Source organism: Mesorhizobium sp. M7A.F.Ca.US.005.03.2.1 (assembly GCF_003997795.1).
Taxonomy (GTDB): domain Bacteria; phylum Pseudomonadota; class Alphaproteobacteria; order Rhizobiales; family Rhizobiaceae; genus Mesorhizobium; species Mesorhizobium ciceri.
The window spans coordinates 1-2,963 of sequence record NZ_RZRP01000785.1 but is presented as its reverse complement, the minus strand read 5'-3'; the positions used below and the strand labels follow the sequence as shown (position 1 = coordinate 2,963).

General features: G+C 61.5%; 4 protein-coding genes and 1 pseudogene. 1 reads left to right on the top strand and 4 read right to left on the bottom strand.

Translation table 11 applies throughout. The features are described from left to right. The 4 genes and pseudogenes from EN991_RS30260 to EN991_RS30245 all read right to left on the bottom strand — a co-directional run. A pseudogene (locus EN991_RS30260) lies at positions 1-430 on the bottom strand (NADH-quinone oxidoreductase subunit D); the annotation flags it as partial. Further along, a complete protein-coding gene (locus EN991_RS30255; protein WP_127370116.1) occupies positions 431-1,033 on the bottom strand; it encodes an NADH-quinone oxidoreductase subunit C in 603 nt (200 codons plus the stop codon). Between the two features lie 4 nt (positions 1,034-1,037). Beyond that, entirely contained in the window at positions 1,038-1,619 is a 582-nt protein-coding gene (locus EN991_RS30250) for an NADH-quinone oxidoreductase subunit B (protein ID WP_013531090.1), read from the bottom strand. Next, on the bottom strand, positions 1,610-1,975 hold the full coding sequence (locus EN991_RS30245) for an NADH-quinone oxidoreductase subunit A (protein WP_010910112.1): 366 nt from the start codon (positions 1,973-1,975) through the stop codon (positions 1,610-1,612). Before EN991_RS30245 ends, EN991_RS30250 begins: the two co-directional genes overlap by 10 nt. Before the next feature lie 331 nt (positions 1,976-2,306). Here EN991_RS30245 and EN991_RS30240 point away from each other — a divergent pair. Then, positions 2,307-2,963: crosslink repair DNA glycosylase YcaQ family protein (locus EN991_RS30240; protein WP_164769476.1), on the top strand; the 657-nt coding region annotated here is incomplete at its 3' end.

The following is a 2,963-nucleotide window of genomic DNA, read 5'->3' as shown; positions in this document are numbered from 1 at the left end:
CATAGAACACCATCAGCTTTTCGCGTTCGACGAAGCCCCACAGCGGCGGCGTCAGCGCACCGACGTCCATCGCCTGCGTCGTCACATTGAGGATGTGCGACATGATGCGGCCGATCTCGCTGTAGAGAACGCGGATCACCTGGCCACGCTTCGGCACCTCGATGCCGAGCAGACGCTCGGCGGCCAGCGCAAAGGCATGTTCCTGGTTCATCGGCGCGCAATAGTCGAGCCGGTCGAGATAGGGCACCGCCTGCAGATAGGTTTTGGCTTCGATCAGCTTTTCGGTACCGCGATGCAGCAGTCCGATATGCGGATCGACGCGGTCGACGACTTCGCCGTCCAGCTCCAGCACAAGGCGCAAAACGCCGTGCGCCGCGGGGTGTTGCGGGCCGAAATTGATGTTGAAGTTGCGGACGGAGGTTTCAGCCATTTACTGCTTTGCCTTCTCGTCACCCGGCAGCACGTAATCCGTACCTTCCCACGGGGACAGAAAATCGAAATTGCGGAATTCCTGCTTGAGCTCGACCGGCTCATAGATAACGCGCTTGGCCTCGTCGTCGTAGCGCACCTCGACGAAGCCGGTCAGCGGGAAATCCTTGCGCAAGGGATGGCCTTCGAAGCCATAGTCGGTCAGCAGGCGGCGCAGGTCGGGATGGCCGGAGAACAAAACGCCGTAGAGATCGTAGGTCTCGCGTTCGAACCAGTCGGCGCCGGGATAGACGCCGGTGATCGACGGCACCATGGTTTCCTCGTCGGCCTGCACCTTGACGCGGATGCGCACATTCTGCTTCGGCGACAACAGGTGATAGACGACGTCGAAACGCTTGGCCCGCGACGGATAGTCGGCGCCGCAGACATCGATGATCGAGATGAACTGGCAGCGCGCGTCGTCGCGCAGGAAGGTCATCACCTCGACCAGATCGCGCGGCTCGACATGGATGGTGAGTTCGCCATAGGCGATATCAGCCTCGTTCACGCGGCCGATCAGCTTCTCGCCGAGATAGGTCGACAGTTCGCTCAGGGATGCGGTCATGGATTTACCGTTCGATCGTGCCGGTGCGGCGGATCTTCTTCTGCAAGAGAAGAATGCCGTAGAGCAGCGCTTCGGCGCTCGGCGGGCAGCCGGGCACATAGATGTCGACCGGCACGATGCGGTCGCAGCCGCGCACCACCGAATAGGAATAGTGGTAATAGCCGCCGCCATTGGCGCAGGAGCCCATCGAGATGACGTAGCGCGGCTCCGGCATCTGGTCGTAGACCTTGCGCAGCGCCGGCGCCATCTTGTTGGTCAGCGTGCCGGCGACGATCATGATGTCGGACTGGCGCGGAGACGCACGCGGCGCGACGCCGAACCGCTCCGAATCATAGCGCGGCATCGAGGTGTGGATCATCTCGACCGCGCAGCAGGCGAGGCCGAACGTCATGAACATCAGCGACCCGCTGCGCGCCCAGGTGATGAGCGCCTCGGTCGAAGTGACCAGAAAGCCCTTGTCGGCCAACTCGTTGTTGATCTCGAGGAAGAAGGGATCGTCCTCCCCCACCGGCCTGCCGGTGTTGGGATCGATGATGCCCTTGGGCTTCGGCGCGACGAGGGTGCCTGAACTGTCGTTCAATCCCATTCCAGCGCTCCTTTTTTCCATTCATAGGCAAAGCCGATGGTCAGCACCGCCAAAAAAACCATCATCGACCAGAAACCGAGCATGCCGATCTTCGAAAACGACACCGCCCACGGAAACAGGAAGGCTACTTCCAGGTCGAAGATGATGAACAGGATCGACACCAGGTAGAAACGGATGTCGAACTTCATGCGGGCGTCGTCGAACGAGTTGAAACCGCACTCGTAGGCGGAAAGCTTTTCGGGATCGGGATTGCGGTAGGCCACCAGGAAGGGCGCGGCCAGCAGCGCCAGGCCGACAACCAGCGCCACGCCTATGAACAGGACGATGGGCAGGTATGAGCTCAAGAGTGCGTTCATGCTCGGCTTTCCGTTGGCGCCAATCCACGTTGATTACAGCACCGGACCCTAATGCGGAAGCGTGACAGTTTAACCGCTGAACCGTTTTAAGGGCCTATGCTGCAACGCGGCGAGGGTTAGCGCAGCACTTCCAGCGAAGCAAGTCAAACCTTGTTCAAAACATCGACCTGGACGGCATATCGCGGCAAACTGGTCCGATCCGCTCCTGTTTGATTTCCTTCGCTTTTTACTCCACTTTTCTCTCCTGACATGGATGCCGCCAAAACCCTGCTAGCATGGGTTGGAATCAGCCATTCGACCCTCGGTCAAAACACGTCAAAGTGATACCTGCATGAAGGAAAAGATCTCGCTCCCGATGGCCCGGCGCATCGCCCTTGCCGCCCAAGGGTTCCTCGATCCTCGCCCGACCGGCACGCCCGACCGACGGCATTTTGCCCGCACGCTCTCCCGCACCGGCCTGTTGCAGATCGATTCCGTCAGCGCGGTGGTGCGCGCTCATTATATGCCGCTCTATTCGCGCCTTGGCCCCTACCCGTTCTCGCTGCTCGACAACGCGGCCGTGACGCGCAAGCGCATGGTTTTCGAATATTGGGCGCACGAGGCCTCCTTCCTGCCGGTCGAGACATACCCGCTGATGCGCTGGCGCATGCAGCGCGCCGAGCGGGGCGAGGAAATGTATCTGGGTCTCGCCAAATGGGGCCGCGAGCACGCCGCCTACATCGAAGAGATCTACCGCGAGGTCGCCGAGCGCGGCCCGATCGCCGCTTCCGCGCTGGAGGGCCAGAAAGGTTCGGGCGGCTGGTGGGGCTGGAGCCATGCCAAACACGCCTTCGAATGGCTGTTCTGGGCCGGCCGCATCACCACGGCGCACCGCCGCGGTTTCGAGCGCTTCTATGACCTGCCCGAGCGCGTGCTGCCGCAGGCGATCCTCGACCTGCCGGTGCCGACGCCGGAGGACGCGCACAGCGAATTGCTGCGCATTTCCGCC

What these genes read in the sequence shown, in the direction of transcription:
- EN991_RS30255 (WP_127370116.1), bottom strand. Translation starts at nt 1,033, where the DNA reads ATGACCGCATCCCTGAGCGAACTGTCGACCTATCTCGGCGAGAAGCTG.
- EN991_RS30250 (WP_013531090.1), bottom strand. Translation starts at nt 1,619, where the DNA reads ATGGGATTGAACGACAGTTCAGGCACCCTCGTCGCGCCGAAGCCCAAG.
- EN991_RS30245 (WP_010910112.1), bottom strand. Translation starts at nt 1,975, where the DNA reads ATGAACGCACTCTTGAGCTCATACCTGCCCATCGTCCTGTTCATAGGC.